We start from the raw sequence: 20475 nt of genomic DNA on the forward strand, positions 1-20475 counted from the left end.
CTGGGCACGATTTCCCATAGCCTTCTTTTTTAAATGGGGAATGGGAAATCAAAAAGAATATTCACTGCTAAAAAGTCGGCTAATTTCGTGAGTAAAATTATGGACTCAAATCAAGATACGCTTCTATTTCGCTTTGCTTCTAAATCCTTGAAATATTTCTTGCTGGTGCTAGTTGGCATTGCGATCGCCTATGTTCTATCCAGTGGTTTAGGTATCTTACAAATCATACCCATACTGCTGTACCTTTTACAACAGTTTTTGCTTCCACTGGGAATTATCCTGTTGTGTTTAATTACAACAGCAGTAATTATTGAATCCCTGCGTTAAGAATCTAGGGAGTGGGGAGTGGGGAGTGGGGAGTGGGTACAGACGCGATTAATCGCGTCTGTACGGAGTGGGGAGTTAGGAGTGAAGAATTGAGATCAAATACATCCAGAATTATCTCGCCAAACACGGGTTCATCATTCGCGATCGCAATACTGAATCTAGATAAAATTAATCTTCTAGGGATTCATCTTACTCCTAACTCCTGTACAGACGCGATTAATCGCGTCTCAATACTCCTAACTCCTAACTCCTAACTTCTTCACTTGCCGTAGTAAACCCTGGCATTACCGTATCCTGTATTTCGCAGATATTTATTCCATTCCCCAGCTTGGAATCGATCAGAGAAAGGCCCGACTGCTACATGTGGCCCTCGTGGTTGCGTCCTTTCGAGGACTCCGCCAGATCGTCCTAAATCTTGGCTAAATCGGGCTAGATTCTGCCTAATTTGTTGTGCGATCGCAGGTAACTGTTCTTGAGTGGTCGGAATCACGACATAATATCTAGAGGCTTGCTTAGGAGGATTTATATTACTGCGATCGCCTACAAAGTTTCTATTACCTACATCTATTTCCTGTCCGTTAGCGAAGCTGAGAATCCGGGCGTTATATATGCCTAGTGACTGTAACTCACTCACCCGTTGTTGGGCGTTAGATACTCTGTTAAAAACACCTGATTGAATTACATTCCGTCCTTGGTACTGGCGAATGTAAGCACTGGGTTCAATCCGACGGATTGCTTGTAACGTCTGGAAATCACTACCATCTACGTAAACTAAGTAGCGCTCAAAGTTCTGGTTATATTGACTAAACTGTGGAGGTTGGGAAGGCTGAAAGTTCGGTTCAAACTGATTGTCCTGTAATGGTTGGGAGGGCTGAAAATCCTGCCCAAACTGATTGTTTTGTACTGGTTGAGAGGGCTGAAAATTCGGCTCCAACTGATTGTCCTGTAATGGTTGGGCCGGTTGTAACTGCGGTGATGGCTGTTGACCAAAGGGAATTGGCGGTGGCGGTAAAATTTCACCTGCTTCTTGAGCCAGTAGCACGTTGTTGTTGGGAATTAGCAGTAACCATCCTCCCATTAACAGGGGGAGAAATTTTTTAGTGGGCTTCCAACCCTTAGAACTTCGACGCAGCATTTGAAATGGGATAAATTGACTTGGTATTCCTCTCGACATAGTACTTTAGAAAGTAGTCAAAGTATTTTTAGACAATTTCCATCTAAGCCTCCGGGGTACTCCCGCCACATTGGTACTCCAATTGGCGGTGATGGGGGATAGGAGGGCTCCCAACGTGGGGTTCGATACCGCCGAAATCAGCTTTCTTAATTGCAAGGAAAGTTTTGCTTCTCAACATAAGACTTGAGTTCATTGAGGGTAACGCCTCCACATGAAGCGACGAAGTATGCACCTGTCCAAAAAACTGGTTTACTGTAAAACCGATTAACGTGTTCATGAAACTCCTTGCGAATTAACCGACTAGATACCGTCTTGATGTTGTTCACGAGTTTACTTACTTCCACATCCGGGGGGTAACTAATAACCAAGTGAACATGGTCTGACTCTGCGTTGTATTCTGTAACTTTGCTCCTCCACTTAGTACAGGTGTTCTCAAATATTTCTTGCAGTCGTTTTAGCATTGCTTGATTGATAACCTTTTTTCGGTACTTAGTAACAAGCACTAAATGAATATTAAGGCTATAAACTGCTCTGTGTCCTATATTGTAAGTCATGCCGCCAAATGATATTATGACTATATGTTACTAACTTACCAGTTCAAACTCAATCCCACTCCCGAACAAGTTGTCATTCTTGAGACTTGGGGAGAGTTACTGCGTCGCCACTGGAACTACGCGCTAGGAGAAAGATTAGACTGGTTAAGACGTACAACGTCACGAATAGACCGATGCAGCTTAGTTTCTGAACCAATTGGGGAGATACCACAGAAAGCGGATTACTACACACAAGCAAGCGACCTCAAACAGACTTCATATCTATTCCCCGATTACAAAAACATTTATGCCGACTGCCAACAACAAAATTTAATGCGGTTGGACAAGGCGTGGAAACGGTGGATAGTACCTGATAAGAAAGGAAAAAGGGGAGGGAAACCACGCTTTAAGAAACGTGGTGATATAAGTTCATTTACTTTCCCGCGTGTCAACTCACCCAAAGCTGGCGCACATCTGGTAGGTAATATTCTCAAATTATCCAAGATTGGTGAGATTGGGGTGATTTTACATCGCCCAATTCCAGATGGTTTTGAGATTAAACAGGCGACAATTTTAAGTAAAGCCGATGGTTGGTATTGTAGTTTTTCTTTGGAAGACAAGACTGTTCCCGATGCAAAGTCTATTGATAAAATCACAACTGCCACAGGTATAGATGTAGGACTGGAAAAGTTTTTAACTACTGCTGATGGACAAAGTATTGAAGTACCGCAGTATTACCGTAAGGCACAGTCTACATTAGCACGTATTCAACGCCAGCTTGCACGTAAAGTCAAAGGCTCTAAGAATCAGAGCAAACAATCTAACAAGGTAGCTAGACTTCATTTGCACGTTGCCAGACAAAGAAAAGAGTTTCATTATCATGTCGCTCATTGGTTGGTTAACTCCTATGACTTAATTATTTTTGAGAACTTGAACATTAGAGGATTAGCTAGAACACGATTAGCTAAGTCAATACTTGATGTCGCGTGGGGTAAGTTCCTTCAAATTATGCAAGCAGTAGCGGTAAAACGCGGCAAGCTGACACTTGGAGTTGACCCTAGAGGCACGAGTATTAATTGTTCGAGTTGTGGTGAGAGGGTTGAAAAAACCTTGGCAGTCCGTGTTCATAGTTGTTCTTGCGGATTGGTTATTGACCGCGACTGGAATTCAGCATTGAATCTTTTAAAGCGTGGGTCGGTTGGACTACCGATTCCTGGCTGCGGAGGCTTAGATGTTAGTCAGCCTGTGAAGCAGCAAGTCTCATTTGTGAATCTGAGATGCTCCCGCTACATTGCAAGCAATGTAGCGGGAGAGTTGTCACCAAGAACTAATTAGTTCACCGTTGTAGCAACTATATAGCGTTAAGCTAAAATTAGCTCATCTGCGTGGCAAAAAATACATCTGTAATTAATCTTAGATAAGGGTGATGGGGGAGCAGGGAAAGAATGGTTTCTCAGTTCTCTTTGATGATGACGGAGTGAAAAACAATAGACCTCTTGCAAACCCCACCTCGAACCCCTCCCCGCTTGCGGGGCTACTGTGTACACACAAGTACTTTCGTTCAGAACACAAGTACTTTCGTTCAGAACACAAGGACTTTCGTTCAGAACACAAGGACTTTCGTTCAGAACACAAGGACTTTCGTTCAGAACACAAGGACTTTCGTTCAGAACACAAGGACTTTCGTTCAGAACACAAGGACTTTCGTTCAGAACACAAGTACTTTCGTTCAGAACACAAGGACTTTCGTTCAGAACACAAGGACTTTCGTTCAGAACACAAGTCTTTTCGTTCACAACACAAGTCTTTTCGTTCACAACACAAGTCTTTTTTGAGCCTTTGAATAAGAGGAAAAGGGGCAGGGAGCTATTAGCTGGGGGGGTAGAACAGAATTGGGATTCTACACTTCGGCTACGCAGTTCGACTGCGCTCACCGTAAACTCAGTGACCATCCCACCTGAACGAGAACCACGCTTGGTTGTTGTGGGGGACTCAAACCCATGTTCTGCTTTGCTCCACAGCAGAGGGAAGGGGTCATTTCCCCTTGCTCCCTGCCCCCTTCCCCCTGCCTCTTCGTTGAGGGAATGAAACAGCTTCGTTTTTCAAGAGAAGTTGGGGGGATTAAAAGTCTGTGGAGCCACTCTAAAAGACTTGTGTGTACACGGTAGGCTTGCGGGGAGGGGAGCGTTTGCTTTACTCAAATGCGGGGTGGGGTTCTTTATTTTTGATTTATGCAAGAGGTCTAATCTCTATTTACTTCTTCAGAAACTGAAGTGCTTTGCTAGCAAGGCAATGAAAGAGTATGTGCTACAATTGGACAACCACGCAGCTTGTCGTGCAATGTATGAAAAAAGTCGTCGTTGGTCTTTCTGGTGGCGTTGACAGTTCCACCGCCGCAGCTATCCTGCACCATCAGGGCTATGAAGTGATTGGTTTGACTCTTTGGCTAATGAAAGGCAAAGGTCAATGTTGCTCTGAAGGTATGATCGACGCGGCTGAACTCTGTGAACAACTGGGCGTTCCCCATCAGGTTGTGGATATTCGAGATATCTTTCAGACGCATATTGTCGATTACCTGGTGACTGGTTACAGTGCTGGAATCACGCCTTTGCCTTGCTCCCAGTGCAATAAAACGGTGAAGTTTGGGCCAATGGTGCAGTATGCTCGTGAAGAATTGGGGTGCGATCGCATCGCCACTGGTCATTATGCCCGAATTAGCTATGACGAAGCAACTGGACGTTACCAATTATTAAGGGCTGTTGACCGCAACAAAGACCAGTCATACTTTCTCTATGATTTGTCTCAAGATTTACTTGCAGCAACCATATTTCCTCTGGGCGAACTAGAAAAAACTGACACCCGCCGCATTGCGACTGAATACGGACTGAAAACTGCTGATAAGCCAGAAAGTCAAGACTTATGCTTAGTGGAAAGTAACGGTTCCATGCGGGCATTTTTGGATAAATATTTAGCCCCCAAAACAGGCGATATTGTCGATGTTACAGGCAAAATTTTGGGACAGCATGATGGTGTCCATCACTACACCATTGGCCAGCGCAAAGGCTTGGGAATTGCTGCTGCCGAACCACTGTATGTGATTGAATTAGATGCGGAAAATAATAAGGTAATAGTAGGCGATCGCACTAAGGTAACTCAGCCAGAATGCACTGTCGGACGGGTAAACTGGGTTTCTATTGCTGAACCATCGACCCCAATTCGTGCCGAAGTGCAAATTCGCTATCGTTCAACGCCTACACCAGTGACGGTGATTCCGTTGGAAAATTCCCGTGTGCGTTTGGTATTTGATGAACCCCAATTTAGCATCACCCCCGGACAAGCGGCGGTGTGGTACGACGGGGAAAAGGTGTTAGGTGGTGGAATTATTGAACAGTTTAGTTGAATCTCACCCTGCTTGTGCGCCCCTCCTGACTTGTAGAGGGGTATTTTTTATCAGATTTTTGTAAAAAAGTTGATAATGCTGTTTCAATTGTCGATGATACCCCTTTCTTGAACCTCACACGACTTCAAGTCGCGTGATTCCTGCTTCAACGATCTCCGCCTGAATTACTCCAGGACTTACAATTTCTCCACAGGCGTTTAGAGCATCCGGGATACCCACGGCTGCTGTCAAAATTCTTAATCCCTCATCCAAAATATTTAAGCTTGCGTTCACGTCTCTCAAGTTGTAACTACTACAACTAGGACAAGACCATTCACGCAACTTTAAATCTTTAACTAATGGGTTAATGAAACCACAACAATTACAAGTCTGAGATGAGGGGTAAAATGTACCAACTTTCTGTAAAACTCTGTCATGCCAGTTAGCTTTGTATTCCAGCATGGTAACAAACTTAGACCAACTAGCAGACGCTCGAAGACTCGCTAACGCTGCGCTATCAGAAATACTCATAGCTAATTTATGATTTTTAAGCATGTTGCCAACTCGTAAATCTTCGATACAGATAATAGTATTTTCTTTGATTAGGCGAGTCGAAAGTTTGTGCAGAAAGTCATTTCTCAAATTAGTAATGCGTTCGTAGGTATGAGCCAGCTTGATTCTCGCTTTGACTCTATTGCTACTGCCTTTTACACTACGAGATAGTTTTTTATGTGCCTTACGTAGCTTCCTTTTTTGAGTTCTGTAATATTTAGGATTATTTACAACTTCGCCGTCGCTAGTAACGAGATAAGATTTTATGCCTAAGTCTAGCCCAATATTTTTAGTGACTTGGGGATGTTTTTCTATCTCTGTTTCACACAAAATAGTAGCAATATACTTGCCTGTATTCGTGAGAGTAACAGTAACGTTCACGAGCTTTCCACTAATTTGTTGAGACTTGTGAAACTTTACCCATCCTAGTTTTGGGAGTTTTAAACGATTCTCTATTACTTGAATGTTCCCGTTGGTAAAATTTGTCTTATAAGACTGCTTACACCTATGCTTCTTTTTAAATTTAGGAAAACCCACACCTTTTTTATTTTTTGCTTTTTTTAGGTCAGTAAAAAAGTTTTTGTATGCTGCCTCTAAATTCTTGAGTGAGTTCTGTAAAGCAAACTTATCTACAACTTTTAGCCATTCAATCTCTTTTTTAAGTAAAGTTAACTGCTGACTGCAAGCGTTGTAATTTAACGTTTTTTGTTCGGCACTGTATAACTCTTTTCTCAGTGCCAAAAAATGGTTATACACAAATCTAGTACACCCAATTGTCTTGTTAATTAAGATTTTTTGACTATGACTAGGGATGAGTGTAACTTGAAACGCTTTTTGGACGTAAGCCAACTTCAAAAATTGTGTTGAATACACTTGAATTTTAACATAGAGTCCACGCTGAATATGGAGCGCCTAACTATGATGTTAAGTCACGAGTGTGCGGCTTACAGAAATCAACAAAATCATGGTTTTCGTAACGACAGCTTTCAAAGGGATGAGGCGAGCATCTCTCGCCCTCTCTGCCGACACACGATTATCATTTTTATGAAAAATATTTTGAGTATTTTAACTGATTGACAAAAAGTGTTTTATCTTAAGTTCTCACGGATGGGTAGGGGTAGGTTGAAGATTTCATGGTTTGGCTGACTGGGTAGTTGAGCCATTCCAAATTTGATTGAATTGATCTACCGATAACGACTGTAAAATACTGAGATTAAGCGGTTCTTTACTGATAAATGTGGCGTATGAAGGCTGCAAATAGGAACGGTATTCAGGGCGGTTGAGAAGATGGGTTTCCAAAAAAGCTACGCTGAGGGCGTTGAGATAGGAATAAACAGGGGCGCGATCGGGGCCCAGTAAGGCAGGTGGCACAGGTAAGACATTATTTTGAGAAGTAGTTTCTCCGATCGCCGAAAAGTGGGTGGCGTTTTCAATTAAAGCTAGATACTTATTAGAGTCAGAAAGCCAGGTAAAGGGGCGAATCTGCTCAAATACAGGTGGGGCAAAAATATCTTGACTACCTGCTACCAGCATTACTGGAATTTTAATTTGACTCACTCCGCCCTCACCGAAAACTAAGCTGTCAATCGGATTAATCGCCATGATGACCTTGATGCGATCGTCTTTGAGTTCGTAATTTTTTGGGGGTAATTTATTTGCTTCACACTGCAACAAGAGCGACAAATTAAAGGATGAATAATTAGGATTACAGTTTTGCCTCAGTTGCTCAAAGTTAATATTTGCTCCTGCTAGAGCCAAAACAGTGTAACCACCAAAGGACTGACCGATCGCCCCAATTTGCTGAAAATTGAGTTTTCCTTGCAGGGTGGGATCAGATTTTTCCAAACGCTGGAGTTCATCGAGGAGATATTTGATATCCAAAGGTCGGTTGATAAATTCTGCTGCGTCTGGCGCTTTGGCCAAACCTGCAAAATATTGTTGAATGCGTTCGGCATTACTACCAGGGTGTTCCAGTACAGCAACAGCAAAACCATAGGATGCTAGATGTTCAGCCAGGTAGACAAAGGAAAAGCGGTCTGAGGCGAGACCATGAGAAATTACAATCAGGGGAAAGGGAGGTGAAAGTAGTTCTTTAGTGCTTTGTGAACCTGTTTCCGGCAGATAAATATCCACCGGTAGACGGCGATTGCGAGAAAAGTCATTTAACTCCAGGCTTTTTTTCTGCCAGCGAAATTTTCCTGGCGATCGCAAATCTGGCTGTTGTGAGAAGTCAACGGTTGAATTGGCTGCTTGAGCGATCGCTTCTTTTTGAAGAGAGGCAACAACTTCATCCCTTCTCTTGAGCAATTGTGACAAGTCATCGACTATCCTTAATCCCTCTGTAAAATTCACCCGGATAGTATTGCTAGGAAATTTCCGCAGCAAATTCACAACTGTTAAACCTTCTCGATCAGCAGCAGCCAAAATCAAAGAGGCACGTATGGCATAGAAGCCGTTCTGTCGAGATTCAGTGAGGAGGAATTCTCCCAGCTGTTGCATCACTTGTTCGCCTATAGGTGAGTAGGTGACTTGTGATACTAATGTAGGAGTAACATTGAACCTTTGCTGGAGCAGATCCCGCAGTTGAGCCAGTTGTTGGGGGGTAGCACGGCTAGCATAAAATGACAAATCTTGATCAATTTTGCCAACTTTCGCAAAAGTTTCCAGCGAGTCCACAGACAAGGAGAATTCGCCGAAGGGAGGGTAATAAAAGCTAAGGCGTTCAGCTCCCAATCCGGGAGTTGCAGTCAAAAACGTAGATAGCAAACCTAAACCCAGGTATCTCAGAAATTTTTTCATTAGAAAAACCCACCGTCTAACCCTGCCAGACAAGTTTGAGCAGGGAGGAAAGCGGGGCGGGATCTATAACTGCTTTCCTGTTTACCGGAAAACTGGGTCTAGAGCTACGTCCTTCCAGGACGGCTTTTTATTCTATGTTTAATTAATTTTATACCAAACATGGTAGTATAAGGTCGCAGGTAAAAGCGATGTTTCGACTTTGCTCAACACAAGTGCTTGTTTTTGAGTTTAAAGCTTATGGTAAGTCAGCGCAATTCATCGCAGTAGATGATGCAATTCGGACTGCAAAGTTCATCCGCAATAGTTGTATTCGGCTATGGATGGATTTTCAAGGCATAGGTAAAAACGATTTGCAGAAATATTGTGCTGTACTTGCAGCTAATTTTCAGTTTGCCTCGGAACTCAATTCAATGGCTCGACAAGCCAGCGCTGAACGAGCATGGTCGTCTATTTCTCGATTTTACGACAACTGCAAAAAAGGTATTCCAGGTCTAAAAGGTTATCCTCAGTTCCAAAAAGATTGTCGTTCTGTTGAATACAAAACGTCAGGATGGAAGCTTGGAGATAATCGAAAATCCATCACCTTTACTGACAAAAAAGGCATTGGGAGACTAAAGCTTAAAGGTACTCGTGACTTGCACTTCTACCAAGTCAACCAGATTAAGCGGGTGAGATTGGTAAAACGTGCCGATAGTGTGTATGTTCAATTTTGCATTGATGTAGACCGTTGTGAAAATATAGAACCGACCGGCAATACAGTTGGTCTGGACGTCGGTTTGAAGGAATACTACACCGACTCTGACGGCGTTATGATCGAGAATCCTAAGTTTCTGCCCAGAGGCGAAAAGGTTCTCAAGCGTTCACAGCGTCGTGTTTCCAGGAAGGCAAAAGGTTCAAAAAATAGAGACAAAGCACGACTTATTTTATCTAAGCGCCACCTCAAAATAAGTAGGCAACGTAAAGACCATGCTGTGAAATTAGCACGGTGCGTAGTTCAGTCTAACGACTTGATAGCCTATGAAGATTTGAGAATTAAAAACATGGTGAAAAATCATTGTTTAGCCAAGTCTATTAATGACGCATCCTGGTATCAGTTCCGTATCTGGGTTGAGTACTTTGGGAAGGTATTTAAACGAGTTACGGTTGCGGTTAATCCGCAATATACAAGCGCTGTTTGCTCTAGCTGCGGTGAAGTTGTTAAGAAAACTCTATCTACCAGGACACACGTATGTTTGTGTGGTTGTGTCATGGATAGAGATGAAAACGCAGCTAGAATCATCCTTAGTCGAGGATTGGGTACGGTAGGGCATACCGGAACCTTTGCACTAGATGCAAGCAACGCTTGGGGAGATGGAACCTCTACTCCGGTTGGTGAAAACCTGCTTGAGCAAGTTCTGTCATAGATCCAAGAATCTCCCTGGCTTCAGCCCGGAGAGTGTCAAAAGCACAAGAAAGCAAGTACTTACAGCCATAGTTTCCCATATACGCTTTAAATCGCCCACTTTCAAGGCGAGGTATTTACCAAAAAACAATCATCAATGACCAATGACTACTTCAGCATGAGTAGCAAATTTTTCAGCCAAACAGCATCAGTAAGGCGATAATAGATATAGAGATCAAAATATTTTATATGTCCTTCTCCTCCTGCCCCTCTTGTGTTGTCGTCCTCAATCACCAACAGGAGCAAAATATCTCTCACCAAAACCAGTGCCAGGATGTCCCAGTTAACCCCAGCAAGAGCATGGTTAAAAGTTGCACTGTAGTTGAAAATGGTCGGGTTGTCGTTAAACCCTTACAAGCTCCAGTCAATCAGACTTTGGAGTAACTTTCAGGCATTTCAACTGTTTTTATCTAAAGGTAAAACATCGTGGAAGCGGTTGTAATCAATGTAGCGATGTCCATCGGGTGTGTGATGGAAGATATCGACAAATTGATTGTTCCACAAAATCTCATTAGCACCATAAGTATGACGGGCATGGACAACCTGTGCAACCGTTTCATCAATGCCACTCAAAGAGACGATCAGCATAGTATTTGTCTGGGTTAACGATTCTGGTGTCATCCCATATAGAGGACTAAACTCATCAATGACATGCATCACTGACCAGCTTAAGGTGAAGCTAGGTGTTTGGTTCCTTAGTAGTTTGAGGTCGTAGAACCGACGCATGAACTGCCCTTCTAAGGTTACATCGTCGCGCATTAAGTAGACTCGCATCTGCGCCTCCAGAATCATATTGCGACGCTGATTAGCACTGCGAAATATGAGAGTCGGCATTGCATTATGAGGTGTAATTACAGCAACACGGCTAAATAGCACACGGGCTGTAGGTCGGGAGAATCGAGCAAAAGCTAGTCCCGTCATCACAGCAATTCCCACCAAACCGATCATTGCTTCAATGGTGACAATAATGTTGGCGTAAGTTGTTTTAGGATACATTGCCCCATAGCCGATGGATGCTAGGGTTTGCACGCTAAAGAAAAAGACATCTAAAAAAGAGCCAGGTCGGGCGTTGGCAATACAATCTCCTCCTATCAAGTAAGCTAGGGCAAATAGAGCATTAATAATTACATAGAAAGTACAAATTAGGATCACAAAGCCAGTCCAGGGAATCGTTAGCAGCAGATGGTAAGGATCACGCCAGTAAGAATGCCATGCACCCATACCCATAATCTCAAATTTTCCATCTCGAACTTGAATCTGAATAGGTTGGATCAGACGCTGTTTTTTCTTCGGTGAAAGTCTCTTGAGTCGAAATTTCATTGCAAGTAGCCAAAAGAACGGCAACTGCTTAGTATTTTGACATTCCACTTACCCACAAGGGAACGGAAATTTCAACTTTACAGCAGATTGCAACAGGCGTGAGGTACAGATAATCGTAGGGGCACAACATGTTGTGTCCCTACCCGTGTACTTCATTTACCTGAAATACGCTGTATTTTCTTAAATCAGCAAAAAAAAATAGGGTGGGCAATGCCCACCCTAACAATCAGCGAGAAACTAACTCATTTTTCAGGGTTGAGTTGCTGACCTTTAGAACAGCGATCAAACCACTCCTGATATTTTTTCTGGTGTGACTCATCTTCAACAGCGATGGTCACTCGCACCTGGTTGCAGCCGTGATTTTGCTCTAGTGCGATCGCATTCAACAATAAACTAGCAGTTTTAGGTGAGCTAAATTCACCACTTACCATTAAACCGCTACCAAAATGCTGAACTTCAAGTCTTTCTACTTCCGTTAAGTCGATGCCAAAAATTTCCTCTTGTCCTAAATCAATTTCTGCAAGTTGTTTGTGTTCTGGGCTAATTTGTTCGACAATCAACTTTTCACGCCGGACAGGAACTTGTATCATCCGGGTTTCGATTTCTTTGCGAACAATCACCTCACCAACTTTACGCTTACTGCTTTCAACAACTAGTCGTTCTTCTAGTAAACGAATAATCTGTTCTTCGGTAGCCTCTTCTAAATTTACTGGCTCAACTGGGCTATTTGCAGTTTGATAATTCGCTAGTTGTTCAGTTGAGTTTTCTGATAGTGTGCGTAGATGCGGAGCAGCTTGCCGATAGGCATCGCCTGGTGTTTCTGTTTCTAAATATTCAGGCATATACTCGATTTCTGATTTATTTAAGTCTATGAAAACAGATTTAGTTGGCTTGTCTATTTTTTTTATTCTCTGGCTCTGCAACCGAAATAAAGAAGGATGTTTATCAGCTAACTGCTGACCATCTTCTAGAGTTTCTTGATTCGCCTGTTTAGATATAACTAGGTTTAATCGGCGATTAGCATCCACAATTAAATCATGAACTACTCCTACTAGCTGACCTTGCTGATCGAACACAGCAAAATTGTTGACCTTCTTTCGTAAATCTGCTAATGAGGTGCTAGTCTGAGAGTCAGAGTTTGCCTGTCCAATGTTTTTTGTCATCGGTTGGCTATTCATACGCTGCAAAGTTTATGAACTGTTTTCTACTTAGCTAAATTAAATGTATTGAGCATCTAAATACCATTTAGAAAATGTTTGCGACAGATGTATTTATCTAACTCATATTCAGAGCAATATTCGCAATCCAAAATCTAAAGTTGTATTAGTTATTAGAAGAACAGGTAAAGCTACTTTTACAGCCTCACCTGTACTGTATCTAATTAATTATTAGTCATTAGTTCCTAACTAACAACTCTGTTAGTTAGCGTTCTTCAATGGGAAGGTTACCAGAATTTACATCTAACTCTTCACGACGCACGGTTTCTTGAGTTTCAACTGTCTCTTGATCCACCACTTTTCTGACTCTGACTTCTTCACGTAAAAATGCTTCTTTGCGAATTTCAGGAGTTTCTTCATAGATTTCTACGCGAGCAACTTCGCCTTCACGGAAGTCTGCTTCGCGCCCAGAAACGGCAGTACCTGCATCTGCTGGAGTTACACGTTCAATCACAACTCGTTCTTTTTCTATTGGCACTGCAACCCGTGCAGTATCAGTCTCAACGTGCTTGCCAATCGTTACTTCTCCAGTTTTTTGGCGGCGTTTATTGGCAATCAGCCGTTCTTCATACAATCTCAGAGTTTGATGATCTTGCTCATTTAACCCGTATAAAGAAGGCTCTTGTTCGTAATTGTAGCTATCACGATTGTAAGTTGGGGTAACCGGCTGCTGATAGGTTGTATCCACTGGTGGTGTTGCTTCCAATGGTAATAATGGATCTACAGGTGGAACATAGTCTGTGGGTTGGCGATATACCCCACGCACCCGTTCTTCATAATCATAATCAAGCGTTTGACGCTCACTGAATTCAGGTAAATCTTCTGCTTGCTCTCTAGTCAAGCCAATTGTGTAGACGCGATCAACATTATAGTCGATACGGGCACGACCAAGTGGTAGTAGCACTTTTTTACCAAAAATCCAGAAGCCTAAATCAACGACTAAATAGCGGAAATGACCTTCCTCATCCACTAAAACATCGCTGACAGTACCAATTTTTTCATCAGTTCCTTGGGTATAAACGCCAAGTCCATTAATGTCGCGGCCTTCAAATGTATCACGATAGTTAGGCTCAAAATCTTGTAATTTGTAAAGTACCATTATATTTACCTCAAAAATTTTCTTCCCATCTCCTAATAACTAAATTAGCCATTTAATTACTTATTTTCCTCCTTCTGGCGAATGAATTATTTCAAGACTTAAATAATCAAAAGTTATACATATTTTTTGATGTCAGAGCAAAGAATTAAGTGGAGACGCGAAAGCATTGCGGTATGAAGTGCAATTTCGGATCTCTACATGGTTTATCAAAAGGTAAATTTTTCCACAACAAGATTCCCAACTTCTTAAAGGAGTTGGGAATCTTGTTGTTTAATACAAAAACACAGGCAGAGATAAAAATTAACTTTGCCTGCATGATTATTTCAGATAAATCTACCAAACAAACTTATTGACCAGCTACTTAAATAGCTTCATGTGTAGTGGTATCATGCTCTTGAACCTGTAAATTACCCTCAGTATCAACATCTAACTCTTCTCGACGAATGGTATCTTGTGTTTCCACAGTTTCCCGTTCTACTACTTTCTTGACCCGGACTTCTTCACGCACAAAGGCTTCTTTACGTATCTCAGGCGTTTCTTCGTATATTTCTATGCGTGCTACTTCCCCTTCTTGGAACTTAAGTTCATTGGGATCTACAACCTTTCCTGCTTCTGTTGGCACAACTCGCTCAATCACAACTCGTTCTTTTTGAATAGGTACTGTAACGCTTGCAGTTTCTGTTTCAATGTGTTTACCAACTGTTACTTCTCCAGTTTTGATGCGCTGTTTGCTGGCAATTAATCGTTCTTCATACAGTCTAAAAGTTTGATGATCTTGCTCATTCAACCCGTATAAAGCTGGTTCTGTCTGGTAATTGTATGTATTGCGATCGTAAGTTACACTGCTGCTTGGAGAACGAAATACACTACGTACATTTTCTTCGTAATCATGATCAACGATCGCGTCTTCTTTGTACTCGACTAAACCTTCTACTTGCTGTCTGCTTAATCCATCAACATAGACGCGTCTTGCAGCATAATTGATCCGCGAAAGACCAATTGGTAGTAATATTTTCTTACCAAAAAATTCTGAGCTTGTATCAATAACTAAATACCGGAAATGGCCATCGTCATCAACTAAAACATCTGCCACAGAACCAACTCTGTCTCCTCTTTCAGTGTAAAGATCCAGAGCTTTAACGTCGTCTTTGCCAAAAGTTTCTTGATAGTTTGGGTCAAAATGTTCAAGTTTATGAAGAGGCATACACTATTTCCAGATTGTTTATAAGGTTTCTTTTCTAGTGTAAAAAATATTGTGCTGAATCTCCTCCTGCTGGCGACTGAATTCAAGTGAGATATTTTATGGTTTATAGTTTATGGCTTATCAGGTAAATACTCAATTTTAACACTTTTGATAATCAATAGGAGTACAACTAAAGTCATAAAAGACTCTAGCTTATGCTGATAGAAAAATCTTTTAAGTAAGTTGGCACAATAAAACCAAACTATGTGAAGAACGCTAAACAGGACTAAAACTCCTTTTCCCCCTGCTCCCTGCCCCCTGCCCCCCGCCTCCTCCCTTATCCCAACTATAATTATTTACGCCGACTTACTTACTGGAGATGATCTCGAAGGCTAGCCAGCGTAGGCGGACTTATAGCGGTTCCTATTCAGATGCGGTACAACATTTGAACGGGTTCCAGGTTTAAATAATGTCGCAAGGATAGGCAATTTTAAGGCATCTTCGTTAACCAATAATCTCCGGGCTAAAGCCAGGGAGAGTGTCAAACAACCTGAAAACTAAAGCTAAGACTTGCCCAATTATTCACATCCAAGATATATGAGTCGGCTACTGTGCCGTTCATCTCTGCTTTGAGGGCGCTGACGTTATGCAAGTCTTGTAGCAAGGCTTGTGCAACGTCTAAAGGATTCAACAATAAACCAATCGGCTGTTGTTCGGCTGTGGAATACTTAACAGTGCTCAAGGCGGCGAGAGTTTCGCTAAAGGGGACAGTACTAAAAATTAGTTGTTGTTCGCAAAAGCAAGCTGGCCCTGAAATCAGCCATTCGGAAGCACCATTAGTTTGGGGTAGGGTGAGGGTTTTACCTGGGGCGATGACGACTTCTTTGAGGAGGGGCTTAGTGTCCGCAGTGTTTGGTTCTTGCGGGGTTTCCCAAGAATAGAAGGCAATTGCTGTATGATTATTGTTTAATCCCAGCAAGATTAAATATACTGGGCGATCGCTCTGGTTTTCCACTCGATATTGCATTCGACTGCCGATAGGCACAATCGCAGTGGGGAGAGACGCAATTAATCGCGTCTGTACTGATTTTTTTATCGAAGTTTCAGGTTTGAAAGTTCGTATTGTTTCACGCTGCATCACCATCTGTGGTGATATACCACTAATTATTTCTAAGGTTGCCTTGAGAGGCAAGCGGGAAGAACCTTGATTTTCTGTAAGTCGCCATAACTTAGCTGCAAACAGAGTTGATAATTTTGGCGCTAACCTTTGAACTGTTAATTTTACTGCTTCTCCTAGTTCCCCGACGGTATTGGGAATTAGTTCGCCACCAAGAGAAAATAGACCATAACGACTGGGAATTTCCTGTAGCTTGGCAAATACATAATCAGCAGGTTTTTCTCCTGCTACTAGGGTGGATACATGGGAAAAGCCAGCAAAGGCACTTGTGGCGTCTACCCGCTCAATTCTTTCCAATCCAGTATCCAAAGCTATTTTTAAATGAATATTTCGCGGTAATACCCGGACTGCTTCTTGGACAAATTGCCCGACTTGTAGGGGATTTGCACCTTCAATTTTGGAAATTTGCGCTTTTGCAGTTAACCCAGTCCGCGATCGCAATACTAATTGCTCTGTTGTTGCTAAGGTTAATCGAGAATTCACTCCATAGTATAGCAGCACTTGTGGAGGTAATCCTGCTAACCACAGATGGACTGTTTTACCGTCTTCTTCAATAGCACTCACCACGCCTTCTGCACCAATGATACCGTCTGGCTGTAGAGAAGTTATATCTGCATTTTTCTGACTGCTTAATAACCCTGGTTGCTGTTTACTACCCAATTTGGATAGAGAATTTTCCACATCCGAGAGGGCAACTTGAATTGTAGTAGTTGGGGTGAATTCCCACAAATACTGTGTCAAGGCGTAGGTAAATAACCCGGCACTAAAACCAGAAAAGAGTCCTTCCCTTGCTGACTGGTTTGGTTCTGAGGTAGCTGCTAAAACAATCGGAGTGCTGGATAACTTCTGAGTTTTAAGTTGTTTGAGAAAGTCCAGTTCCTCTACTGCTAGCTTTGCTACTGACTCCTGAAGGGCGCGAATTTTTAATCCTAAGACTGTGCTAGGAGCATAATAGCTAGTATCCAATACTGCTGTTACTCGGTCTGTGGGGAGCGATCGCAATAATAGCAGTAAAGTTTCTTCTAATATATAGTTGACTATTTTTTCATCTTCTATATCTTGATCCACATTAGCTGCCACCAGAGCATTTTGCATTGTATTTGGCGATGTTTCCAATTTGACACGGCTGCCATAGCCGCTAAAGTGGAAAAGCACCACATCGCCAGCTTTAGCTTGCTTACCGAAGTGATCCAAAAAAGCTGCCTCAATGAATTCCCTGCTAGCTTGTTCCTCAGTTAAGGTTAAAATATCTGACCCTTGGAAGCCAAAGCGATGAATCAAAAGTTCTCTTTGTAATTCCACATCCGTCAGACAACCACTGAGGGCTGGAATTTGTGGGTATTGGTTAATACCTATTAACAATGCCAATTTGCGCGGACTAGGTTGTGCCAAAGCCTGATAATAGCGATTTCCCAAAGTTAACCACTCAGCTTCAGTTACCCCCAATACCGCCAGTATTGAGCCAATTCTGTGTAAAAACGTGCGCCGTTCCATAATTAGCTATCAGCCCTCAGCTATCAGTTAGCAGCTTACAGGGCTGAACTCTGTATTGTAAAGTTACAGTTTATGCTGCTTGCTTCTTGACCAAATAATTGTTCATTCATAATTCATAATTTCTGGTAATAGAGTCACTAACTTGAGTTAGTAAAAAGATAAAAACACATTCCTGACTCAAGGAAAGCGGATTCATCAGTGGAGTCTTAATTACGAATTACGAATTACGAATTACGAATTATGCCGATACTTCTATCCGCATTGCCCGCGCTAACTCTGCCGCCACCTCTGGACGGGAAAATTCTGGTGGAGGTAACTCACCGCGTCGTAGCATTTCTCGGACTTTTGTCCCTGATAGGTGAATGCGTTCTTCTGGCTTGCTGGGACTGGTTTTAGATGTTGCCATCTGCTTAGTGCGCGTGCAGTAGAAAGCGTGTTCAAATTTCATCGGCACAATACCCAATTCACTTGGGGCAAATTCTTCAAAGATGTACTGAGCATCGTAAGTGCCGTAATAGTCACCAACGCCAGCATGATCTCGTCCGACAATAAAGTGAGTACAGCCGTAGTTTTTGCGGACTAAAGCATGGAATATTGCCTCACGAGGGCCAGCATAGCGCATTGCGGCTGGATTAATTGCCAAAGTTACCCGGTTTAAGGGGTAGTAGTGTTCCAGCAAAATTTCATAGCAACGCATCCGCACATCAGCGGCAATATCATCTTCTTTTGTCGCCCCGACTAATGGGTGCAAAAATAGACCATCAACAATTTCTAAAGCGCACTTTTGAATATATTCATGGGCGCGGTGGATGGGGTTGCGAGTTTGAAAGCCAACGATGGTTTTCCAACCTTTATCTCTAAATAGTTGTCGTGAGGCAGCCGGGTCAATTTGATAAGTGGGAAACTGGGGATGGGGTTGGCGTTGCAACAACCAAATATCACCCGCCAGATGTACATTACCTTGGTTATAGAGTACCTGCACGCCTGGATGTTTGACATCATCTGTGCGGTAGACATTAATAGCTTCGTGGGTTTTGTCGTAGTGATATTTTTGCGTGAGTTGCAAAACTCCAATAAACTCGCCTTTGGAGTTATCCAGACGGATTAAGCCGCCTTCTTGCAACGGGGAAGCTACTTCTTCGCTTACCGATAGTGTAATCGGGATTGACCACACAAGACCATTAGCTAATCGCATTTCTGTAACAGTGCGATCGTAGTCTTCCTGGTTCATAAAACCCGTGAGTGGACTGAAAGCACCGATCGCAATCATTTCTAGATCAGAAACGGCGCGATCGTCAAGTTGCACTCGCGGCAAAAAGTCAGCTTTTGAGAGAAACTCTGCTCTTTGTTCTGGTGTGGCGATACGCTTAACCAACTGTCCACCGTGCGGGGCTATGGCATCTGGATTGTGACTCAACTTAATCCCCTCTCTGCTTTTACTGTTATTGTTTCAGATTATGTACTAACTTACCAAATGCTGGTACGTAGAAAAAAGAGTTTGGGCATGGGGCAAACTAAGACCAACTCCGTGGACGCAAAGAAATTACTAAATACTTTCTTTGTCGGTTCTTTGTGTGCGTTATGGTGTCATACCATTTCTTGGTGAGGCTGCGCCAAACCCTTTTAACTTCTTTCTTTGTGTCCTACCCTGCCTTAAGCCACAACTCTACGAGAACCAAAACAAAACTCTCACCGAAGAGGCAGAGGGGAAGGGGGCAGGGAGCAGGGGGAGCAAGCCCTTCCCCCCTGCGACAAGCGTTGCGGAACATGGGTATGAAGCCCCGCCCTTGCAGGGCGCTCTTACTGAGGCGGAGTACAAGCTCCGTCTCAGTCTTCCCCCTTGCTCCCTGCTCCCTGCTCCCCTGCTTCTTTTGACCACCCATAAGGGAAAAACGCTGACTGTAACGCAGTTTGTAAAGTTTTGTAAAGAATCGGCTGGTTCTGCATAAACCCATGAGCCGCAACTGATAACTCAACACACACTACGCTGTCCACTTATCAGGCAGTATTTTTTTATGAACTTTCGTAAAAAATTGGCTGGCTGTGCATAAAACTTGTGCGCCTAACGTAAAGTAAACAGGTACTAGCTTGACGAACTTCAATAGTAAACAACTAATGATTCTAGGTGAAAGTTCAACATGAAAAAAGTGTTTGCATTAATTGAAAAAGAATCAGCCAAATTTGCTCAATTACCCTTCTTTGAGTTTTTAATAAATCAAAGCATTACTTTTCTACAAAGATTATATTTTGCTCTTTGTTTTGCACTTTTTGTAATGGGATATGGAGATTTAAACAAATTTGTTTGCTTAGAAGAAGCAACAGTTAACCCAATTAAATATATTGTTAACAAACCAATCCGTGAAGAAGAGAATCATTGGATATGGTTTTTAAAATATTTAAAATACTTGAATTTTAAGTCATTTTTAAATTTCACCGGCTCTGTAAAATTTATTTGTAGACAAATAATTTATGAACTATATCGGCGAACTTTTCAGGTTAATCTCATTCATCGAGTAAGCCAAGAGGAAAGCTGGCCTGTGTCTCCTGCCTTCGTTGATAAAATTTTTGAACTGTTTACAGCCTTGGTAGATATGGTTGTTAATTTTGCTGAAGAATATAACGTTAAACAATTATTAAGTCGGAGTTTCTATGGCTCCGACTTTGCTCAGTTACCCACCGGGAAGAAAGCTACATTGGGGTTTAAATTCCCTTATGTAACTCTCTTCTCTACGAGACACTGCGCGAACAATGTGTAAATTTAAAATTTGGAATTGTTATGA

At 42.3% G+C, this 20475-nt stretch carries 17 protein-coding genes; 7 read left to right on the plus strand and 10 right to left on the minus strand.

Annotated features, from left to right (window positions below; all coding sequences use genetic code 11):
• Window positions 1-99: 99 nt before the first annotated feature.
• Together LC653_RS11540 and LC653_RS11545 are read left to right on the plus strand one after the other, a co-directional pair.
• Window positions 100-327, plus strand: coding sequence for a hypothetical protein (locus LC653_RS11540; protein WP_196524301.1), 228 nt, complete (start codon window positions 100-102; stop codon window positions 325-327).
• Window positions 328-359: 32 nt separating this feature from the next.
• Window positions 360-581: a hypothetical protein gene (locus LC653_RS11545; RefSeq protein WP_229494607.1), complete on the plus strand. Its 222-nt coding sequence runs from the start codon at window positions 360-362 to the stop codon at window positions 579-581.
• A gap of 5 nt (window positions 582-586) precedes the next feature.
• On the opposite strand, the gene LC653_RS11550 is transcribed toward LC653_RS11545, so the two are convergent.
• Both LC653_RS11550 and tnpA read right to left on the minus strand, forming a co-directional pair.
• Window positions 587-1501: a hypothetical protein gene (locus LC653_RS11550; RefSeq protein WP_229494608.1), complete on the minus strand. Its 915-nt coding sequence runs from the start codon at window positions 1499-1501 to the stop codon at window positions 587-589.
• A gap of 146 nt (window positions 1502-1647) precedes the next feature.
• Window positions 1648-2055, minus strand: coding sequence for an IS200/IS605 family transposase (gene tnpA, locus LC653_RS11555; RefSeq protein ID WP_229494609.1), 408 nt, complete (start codon window positions 2053-2055; stop codon window positions 1648-1650).
• A gap of 24 nt (window positions 2056-2079) precedes the next feature.
• Between tnpA and LC653_RS11560 the strand changes: the two genes are divergently transcribed.
• The gene (locus tag LC653_RS11560; protein WP_229494610.1) at window positions 2080-3369 is read left to right on the plus strand and encodes an RNA-guided endonuclease InsQ/TnpB family protein; all 1290 of its coding nucleotides are present in this window, start codon (window positions 2080-2082) and stop codon (window positions 3367-3369) included.
• Window positions 3370-4336: 967 nt separating this feature from the next.
• A complete protein-coding gene (mnmA, locus tag LC653_RS11565; protein ID WP_267923018.1) occupies window positions 4337-5434 on the plus strand; it encodes a tRNA 2-thiouridine(34) synthase MnmA in 1098 nt (365 codons plus the stop codon).
• A gap of 114 nt (window positions 5435-5548) precedes the next feature.
• On the opposite strand, the gene tnpB is transcribed toward mnmA, so the two are convergent.
• Both tnpB and LC653_RS11575 read right to left on the minus strand, forming a co-directional pair.
• Window positions 5549-6838: an IS200/IS605 family element RNA-guided endonuclease TnpB gene (gene tnpB / locus LC653_RS11570; RefSeq protein WP_229494612.1), complete on the minus strand. Its 1290-nt coding sequence runs from the start codon at window positions 6836-6838 to the stop codon at window positions 5549-5551.
• Window positions 6839-7096: 258 nt separating this feature from the next.
• Window positions 7097-8764: an alpha/beta hydrolase gene (locus tag LC653_RS11575; RefSeq protein ID WP_229494613.1), complete on the minus strand. Its 1668-nt coding sequence runs from the start codon at window positions 8762-8764 to the stop codon at window positions 7097-7099.
• A gap of 212 nt (window positions 8765-8976) precedes the next feature.
• On the opposite strand from LC653_RS11575, the gene LC653_RS11580 reads away from it, so the two are divergent.
• Window positions 8977-10167 carry an RNA-guided endonuclease InsQ/TnpB family protein gene (locus LC653_RS11580; RefSeq protein ID WP_229494639.1) on the plus strand — a complete coding sequence of 397 codons (1191 nt, stop codon included), beginning with the start codon at window positions 8977-8979 and terminating at the stop codon, window positions 10165-10167.
• Window positions 10168-10394: 227 nt separating this feature from the next.
• Window positions 10395-10589, plus strand: coding sequence for a hypothetical protein (locus LC653_RS11585; protein WP_229494614.1), 195 nt, complete (start codon window positions 10395-10397; stop codon window positions 10587-10589).
• Between the two features lie 12 nt (window positions 10590-10601).
• Here the strand turns inward: LC653_RS11585 and LC653_RS11590 are convergent, their stop codons facing one another.
• The 6 genes from LC653_RS11590 to sat form a co-directional block, all read right to left on the minus strand.
• Window positions 10602-11525 (minus strand): ion channel, encoded by a 924-nt coding sequence (locus LC653_RS11590; RefSeq protein WP_229494615.1) that lies wholly within the window; start codon window positions 11523-11525, stop codon window positions 10602-10604.
• 242 nt (window positions 11526-11767) lie between these two features.
• Window positions 11768-12688 carry a YsnF/AvaK domain-containing protein gene (locus tag LC653_RS11595; protein WP_229494616.1) on the minus strand — a complete coding sequence of 307 codons (921 nt, stop codon included), beginning with the start codon at window positions 12686-12688 and terminating at the stop codon, window positions 11768-11770.
• Window positions 12689-12947: 259 nt separating this feature from the next.
• On the minus strand, window positions 12948-13841 hold the full coding sequence (locus LC653_RS11600) for a DUF2382 domain-containing protein (RefSeq protein ID WP_229494617.1): 894 nt from the start codon (window positions 13839-13841) through the stop codon (window positions 12948-12950).
• A 361-nt stretch (window positions 13842-14202) separates the two neighbouring features.
• On the minus strand, window positions 14203-15045 hold the full coding sequence (locus LC653_RS11605; RefSeq protein ID WP_229494618.1) for a DUF2382 domain-containing protein: 843 nt from the start codon (window positions 15043-15045) through the stop codon (window positions 14203-14205).
• 520 nt (window positions 15046-15565) lie between these two features.
• Complete coding sequence (locus LC653_RS11610) at window positions 15566-17695, minus strand: caspase family protein (protein WP_229494619.1); 2130 nt, start codon at window positions 17693-17695, stop codon at window positions 15566-15568.
• 238 nt (window positions 17696-17933) lie between these two features.
• The gene (gene sat / locus LC653_RS11615; protein ID WP_229494620.1) at window positions 17934-19112 is read right to left on the minus strand and encodes a sulfate adenylyltransferase; all 1179 of its coding nucleotides are present in this window, start codon (window positions 19110-19112) and stop codon (window positions 17934-17936) included.
• A 721-nt stretch (window positions 19113-19833) separates the two neighbouring features.
• Between sat and LC653_RS11620 the strand changes: the two genes are divergently transcribed.
• Window positions 19834-20451 carry a hypothetical protein gene (locus LC653_RS11620; protein ID WP_229494621.1) on the plus strand — a complete coding sequence of 206 codons (618 nt, stop codon included), beginning with the start codon at window positions 19834-19836 and terminating at the stop codon, window positions 20449-20451.
• Window positions 20452-20475: the final 24 nt, after the last annotated feature.

Source organism: Nostoc mirabile CHAB5784, assembly GCF_020829645.1.
Lineage (GTDB): Bacteria > Cyanobacteriota > Cyanobacteriia > Cyanobacteriales > Nostocaceae > Nostoc > Nostoc mirabile.